The sequence below is a fragment of the Streptomyces botrytidirepellens genome (genome assembly GCF_003721215.1).
GTDB lineage: Bacteria > Actinomycetota > Actinomycetes > Streptomycetales > Streptomycetaceae > Streptomyces > Streptomyces himastatinicus.
This window is the reverse complement of record NZ_RIBZ01000676.1, coordinates 1-6,260: the sequence shown is the minus strand read 5'-3', so window position 1 is coordinate 6,260 and position 6,260 is coordinate 1. Positions and strand designations below refer to the sequence as shown.

The 6,260-nt window shown below is 68.6% G+C and carries 5 protein-coding genes; all 5 read left to right on the top strand.

All coding sequences use genetic code 11. The features are described 5' to 3' along the window. The first annotated feature begins 569 nt into the window (after positions 1-569). The 5 genes from EEJ42_RS35450 (at position 570) to EEJ42_RS35430 (ending at position 6,193) form a co-directional block, all read left to right on the top strand. Positions 570-1,799 (top strand): branched-chain amino acid ABC transporter substrate-binding protein, encoded by a 1,230-nt coding sequence (locus EEJ42_RS35450; protein WP_123106321.1) that lies wholly within the window; start codon positions 570-572, stop codon positions 1,797-1,799. A 109-nt stretch (positions 1,800-1,908) separates the two neighbouring features. Continuing rightward, positions 1,909-2,841 carry a branched-chain amino acid ABC transporter permease gene (locus EEJ42_RS35445; RefSeq protein ID WP_123106320.1) on the top strand — a complete coding sequence of 311 codons (933 nt, stop codon included), beginning with the start codon at positions 1,909-1,911 and terminating at the stop codon, positions 2,839-2,841. Positions 2,842-2,853: 12 nt separating this feature from the next. Continuing rightward, positions 2,854-4,593: a branched-chain amino acid ABC transporter permease gene (locus tag EEJ42_RS35440; protein ID WP_123106319.1), complete on the top strand. Its 1,740-nt coding sequence runs from the start codon at positions 2,854-2,856 to the stop codon at positions 4,591-4,593. Next, on the top strand, positions 4,590-5,480 hold the full coding sequence (locus EEJ42_RS35435) for an ABC transporter ATP-binding protein (RefSeq protein ID WP_123106318.1): 891 nt from the start codon (positions 4,590-4,592) through the stop codon (positions 5,478-5,480). The genes EEJ42_RS35440 and EEJ42_RS35435 overlap by 4 nt, the downstream gene beginning before the upstream one ends. Then, the gene (locus tag EEJ42_RS35430) at positions 5,477-6,193 is read left to right on the top strand and encodes an ABC transporter ATP-binding protein (RefSeq protein ID WP_123106317.1); all 717 of its coding nucleotides are present in this window, start codon (positions 5,477-5,479) and stop codon (positions 6,191-6,193) included. The genes EEJ42_RS35435 and EEJ42_RS35430 overlap by 4 nt, the downstream gene beginning before the upstream one ends. Positions 6,194-6,260 lie beyond the last annotated feature (67 nt).

Genomic DNA, 6,260 nt, shown 5'->3' with positions numbered 1-6,260 from the left:
GAGGCGGAGGGCCTGCCGAAGCCGTAAGTAACGCCCCACCTCGGTCCCATAGAAGCGGCGCCCCCGGATCCGGGGGCGCCGCTTCTGTGTGCGCGCCGATCTGCGCGCCTGTCCGCACACCGTTCACGCGTGGGCTGGAATCACTCGCCCCGGTTGTAACACTGCGTAATGCGTTCGCAATACAAGATCGGATGCTCGCACCCCGTGACGTCATCCGTGATGACCTCGCTCCGTAGCCGCGAGCACACGTCTCCACACTTCGTTCGCAAGTTCCCTCGACTCCTTAGCGGAACTGCACCTTCTCACTATCCGGACCTCATGGATTGTCCGTAAAGACCCCCTTCGTCCCTTCCGTTCCGCTACACCGAGACAGGAACGTGACCTGTGTCATAACAAGACAGTCACATCATGGGCTGCACTCTGCCACCTGACGCGTCCCACGCTTACATTCACAGCCAGTCACGACCCCCGTCGGGTGTTCGCCAGCGCCCGAACGGCTGTAACAGGTCCACCGGCGCGGACACGGCGTCCCACCCAGAGGGGCGGCCGGGCCAGGGAAAGGATTCTTCGTGCGACAGCGCTCCTTGCTCATCCTGACGACCGCGATCACCGCGGGAGCCCTCACCCTCAGCGCCTGCGGTTCGCGCGGCCAGACCGACAGCGGGGACAAGAACAAGAAGACCACCGTCGTCATCGGTGTCGACGCCCCGCTCACCGGCTCGCTGTCGGCACTCGGCCAGGGCATCAAGAACTCCGTCGACCTCGCCACCAAGGTGGCCAACAAGCAGAACGAGGTCCCGGGCGTCACCTTCAAGATCAAGTCCTATGACGACCAGGCGGTGCCGTCCTCCGGCAAGCAGAACGCCACGTCGATGGTGGACGAGGACGCCATCCTCGGCACGGTCGGCCCGCTGAACTCCGGCGTCGCCCAGTCCATGCAGGGCGTCTTCGCCAAGGCGGACCTGGCCGAGGTCTCCCCCGCCAACACCAACCCGGCGCTGAGCCAGGGCGACGCGTGGGCCTCGGGCAAGAAGTCCCGCCCCTTCAAGACGTACTTCCGCACGGCGACCACCGACATCATCCAGGGCCGCTTCGCCGCGCAGTACTACTACAAGGACGCGAAGAAGCGGAAGGTCTTCGTCATCGACGACAAGCAGACCTACGGCGCCGGGCTCGCCAAGATCTTCGCCCAGGAGTTCAAGCGCCTCGGCGGCACGGTCGTCGGCACCGACCACCTCACCGTCAAGGAGACCGACTTCTCCGGCATCGCGGGCAAGGTCAGGTCATCCGGCGCCGACTCCGTCTACTTCGGCGGCCAGTACCCCGAGGGCGGTCTGCTGTCCGACCAGATCAAGCAGGCCGGTGCGCAGGTCCCGGTGATGGGCGGCGACGGCATCTACGACCCCGCGTTCATCAAGGCGTCCGGCACCAACAACGACGGCGACCTCGCGACCTCCGTCGGCTACCCCGTCGAAGACCTGCCCTCCGCCAAGACGTTCGTCAAGAACTACGCGGGCCAGAAGTACCCGGACCCGTACGGGGCGTACGGCGGCTACTCCTACGACGCCGCCTGGGCCATCATCCAGGCCGTCAAGGCGGTCGTCGCCGACAACGACGGCAAGCTCCCCGACGACGCCCGCGCCAAGATCACCGAGGCCCTGAACAAGGTCTCCTTCGACGGCGTGACCGGCAAGGTCTCCTTCGACCAGTACGGGGACACCACCAACAAGCAGCTGACCGTCTACCAGGTGAAGAACGGCGCCTGGAAGGACGTGAAGAGCGAGACCTTCAAGGACTAGTGCCGCCCGGGGCAACACCCCCGCCCACCCAAGCAACGCAACCGCGCGAGGGCGCACACCAGCGCCCTCGCGCGGCGTCATATCCGACACGCTCATCGGAGGCCCTGCGGTGCACGAACTGCCGCAAACGCTGGTCAACGGCCTGACCCTCGGCGCCCTCTACGGCTTGATCGCCATCGGGTACACCATGGTCTACGGCATCGTCCAGCTCATCAACTTCGCCCACGGCGAGATCTTCATGATCGGGGGCTTCGGCGCCCTCACCATCTATCTGTGGCTGCCCAGCGGCACCGCGCTGGCGCTGGCCCTGCCGCTGATGCTCATCGGCGGCATCCTGGCCTCGGTCGCCATCGCCACGGCCGCCGAGCGCTTCGCGTACCGGCCCCTGCGCGGCGGCCCCCGGCTGGCACCGCTGATCACCGCGATCGGTCTGTCCATCGCGCTCCAGCAGGCCGTCTGGGCGTTCTACCCCGACGCCAAGAAGGCCCGCAGCTTCCCCCAGTTCGAGGGCAGCTCGTATCAGATCAGCGACAGTCTGCACATCCAGCGCGGCGACGCGTTCCTGCTGATAGCCGCCCCGCTGTGCATGCTCGCCCTGGGGCTGTTCGTCTCCAAGAGCCGGGCCGGGCGCGCCATGCAGGCCACCGCGCAGGACCCCGACACCGCCAAGCTGATGGGCATCAACACCGACCGCATCATCGTGATGGCCTTCGCCATCGGCGGTGCGTTCGCCGCCGTCGCCGCCCTCTCCCACGGGCTCAAGTACGGCCAGATCAACTTCGAGATGGGCTTCATCGCCGGGCTCAAGGCCTTCACCGCCGCCGTGCTCGGCGGCATCGGCAACATCTACGGCGCCATGCTCGGCGGCGTCGTCCTCGGCATCGCCGAGGCCCTGGCCATCAAATACATCCAGGACATCCCCGGAATGGATCAGCTCGGCGGCGGGGCCTGGAAGGACGTCTGGGCCTTCACCCTGCTCATCCTCGTCCTGCTGGTCAGGCCCCAGGGGCTGCTCGGCGAACGCGTAGCGGACCGGGCGTGAGGGAGTGAACCGATGACCACCCACATCAGCAAGGCACCCGGCGCCGACACCCCGGCCCCGCGCACCACCCTGCTCCGGGCGATCACCGCGGCCGGCGGCCTCGCCACCGTCGCCTCCACCTTCCTCGCCTGGACCTGGACCTCCGACTTCCCCGGCGACCTCACCGTCTACGGCTACCCCGGCGGACTCCAGGTCCTCACCCTCGCCCTGGGCCTGGCCACCCTGCTGTTCGCGGTCGCCGCCCTGGACGTCCGGGGCTTGCGCTGGCTCACCCCCGCGGGCTCCACCGCGGCCCTGCGGCTGCTGGCCCTCGGCGCCCTCGCCACCACCTGGTTCACCCTCATCGCCATCGCCGTCGACCAAGGCGGCCTGGTCAACCTCGAACCGGGCGGCTGGGTCGCCGCCGTCGCCACCGCCGTACCCGTCGCCACCGCGTTCCTGCTCCCGGACGACACCCGGCCCGTCTGCCGCCCCCGGCAGCTCCCCTCCTGGGCGGACATCCTCATCATCGCGGCCGTCTTCGCCCTCGGCCTCTACGTCGTCAACTACGGCATCCAGACCGACGAGGACAACCCCGAGCCCTTCATCGGCTACCTCATCGCGCTGTGCTTCGCCGCCGCCGCGCTCCTCAAGGCCGGGCTCATCACCCGGCTCAGCGGACTCACCAGCACCTACCGCTCCCTCACCCTGGTGGCGGCCCTGGTGACCGCACTGGTCTTCCCCTTCACCCAGGACAAGGCCAGCTACACCGAACTCGGCGTCAACATCGCCATCTTCGCGACCGTCGCGCTCGGCCTGAACATCGTCGTCGGACTCGCCGGACTCCTCGACCTCGGCTACGTCGCCTTCCTCGGCGTCGGCGCCTACACCGCCGCCCTGGTCTCCGGAACCGCCGCCTCCACCATCCACGTCACCTTCCCGTTCTGGGCCGCCATGCTCACCGGAGCCCTGGCCTCCCTCGTCTTCGGCGTCGTCATCGGCGCCCCCACGCTGCGGCTGCGCGGCGACTACCTCGCCATCGTCACCCTCGGCTTCGGCGAGATCTTCCGCATCGCCGTCAGCAACCTCGACGGCACCTCAGGGCCCTCCGTCACCAACGGCCCCAACGGCGTCCCCAACATCCCGCCGCTGGAGATCTTCGGCTTCAACTTCGACGACGAGCACAGCTTCGCCGGGCTCACCCTCGACTCCAACAGCAACTACTACCTGCTGATGCTGCTCGTCACCGTCATCGTCGTCCTCATCTTCAGCCGCGCCGGAAACTCCCGCATCGGCCGCGCCTGGGTCGCCATCCGCGAGGACGAGACCGCCGCCACCGCCATGGGCATCAACGGCTTCCGCGTCAAGCTCATCGCCTTCGCCCTCGGCGCCACCCTCGCCGGAGTCGCCGGCACCATCTGGGCCCACGTCCAGACCACCGTCGTCCCCGAGCAGTACGTCTTCGCCGGGCCCGTCCCGCCGAACTCCACCTTCCTGCTCGCCGCCGTCATCCTCGGCGGCATGGGCACCATCGGCGGACCCCTCCTCGGCGCGGCCCTGCTCTTCCTCATCCCCGAGAAGCTGGAATTCCTCCAGGACTACCAGCTCCTCGCCTTCGGCATCGCGCTCATCCTGCTGATGCGCTTCCGCCCCGAAGGGATCATCCCCAACCGGCGGCAGCAGCTCGAATACCACGAGACGGGACAGCTCGACGTGCCCGACCAGGCCGCCCTCAGCGGCAGCGCCGTCGGCGTCACCAAGGCGGAGGCATGACAGACATGACCACGACCACCGTCGCGAAGGCCGCCCCCGTGCTCACCGCCACCGGCGTCACGATGCGCTTCGGCGGCCTCACCGCCGTACGCTCCGTCGACCTCGACGTCCACCCCGGCGAGATCGTCGGCCTCATCGGCCCCAACGGCGCGGGCAAGACCACCTTCTTCAACTGCCTCACCGGCCTCTACGTCCCCACCGAGGGGCGCGTCGCCTACCGGGGCACCGTCCTGCCGCCGAAACCCCATCTGGTCACCCAGGCAGGCATCGCCCGCACCTTCCAGAACATCCGGCTCTTCGCCAACATGACCGTCCTGGAAAACGTCCTGGTCGGCCGGCACACCCGCACCAAGGAAGGGCTGTGGTCCGCCCTCCTGCGCGGCCCCGGCTTCAAACGCGCCGAAGCCGCCTCCAAGGCACGGGCCATGGAACTCCTGGAGTTCACCGGCCTCGCCGCCAAGGCCGACCACCTCTCCCGCAACCTCCCCTACGGCGAACAGCGCAAGCTGGAGATCGCCCGCGCCCTGGCCAGCGACCCCGGACTGCTGCTCCTCGACGAGCCGACCGCGGGCATGAACCCCCAGGAGACCCGGGCCACCGAAGAACTCGTCTTCGCCATCCGCGACACGGGCACCGCCGTCCTCGTCATCGAGCACGACATGCGGTTCATCTTCAACCTGTGCGACCGGGTCGCCGTGCTCGTCCAGGGCGAGAAGCTGGTCGAGGGCTCCTCCGACGTCGTCCAGAGCGACGAACGCGTCATCGCCGCCTACCTCGGCACCCCCTTCGAGGGCGCCCCCGGCGCCGAGGAGGCCGCCGCGGTCGAGGCGGCCGAGGACCAGGCCGCCGGGCGCGCCACCCACGCACGTACGGAGGACGGACAGTGACCGCACTGCTCGAGGTCGAGGACCTCAGGGTCGCCTACGGCAAGATCGAGGCCGTCAAGGGGATCTCGTTCAGCGTCGAGGCCGGCCAGGTCGTCACCCTCATCGGCACCAACGGCGCGGGCAAGACGACCACCCTGCGCACCCTCTCCGGCCTGCTGACCCCGCTCGGCGGCGCCATCCGCTTCAACGGCAAGCCGCTGAGCGGCGTCCCCGCGCACAAGATCGTGGCCCTGGGCCTGGCCCACTCCCCCGAGGGACGGCACATCTTCCCGCGGCTGACGATCGCCGAGAACCTCCAGCTCGGAGCGTTTCTCCGGAAGGACGCCGACGGGATCGCCGCGGACATACGGAAGGTGTACGACCTCTTCCCCATCCTCGGCGAACGCCGCACCCAGGCCGCCGGTACCCTCTCCGGCGGCGAACAGCAGATGCTCGCCATGGGCCGCGCCCTGATGTCGCGCCCCAAGCTGCTGATGCTCGACGAACCCTCGATGGGCCTCTCGCCCATCATGATGCAGAAGATCATGCAGACCATCGCCGAACTGAAGGCGCAGGGCACCACGATCCTGCTGGTCGAACAGAACGCCCAGGCCGCCCTGTCCCTCGCCGATCACGGCCATGTGATGGAGATCGGCAAGATCGTGCTGTCCGGGACCGGGGAGGCGCTGCTGCACGACGAGTCCGTGCGGAAGGCGTACCTCGGCGAGGACTGACTGAGGGGTACTGACGCGGTGATCGGGGAGGCCCGCTCGGGCCTCCCCGATCACCGCGTCAGCCCCT

Coding starts and splice junctions, on each gene's coding strand:
- EEJ42_RS35440 (WP_123106319.1), top strand. CDS start 2,854: ATGACCACCCACATCAGCAAGGCACCCGGCGCCGACACCCCGGCCCCG.
- EEJ42_RS35435 (WP_123106318.1), top strand. CDS start 4,590: ATGACAGACATGACCACGACCACCGTCGCGAAGGCCGCCCCCGTGCTC.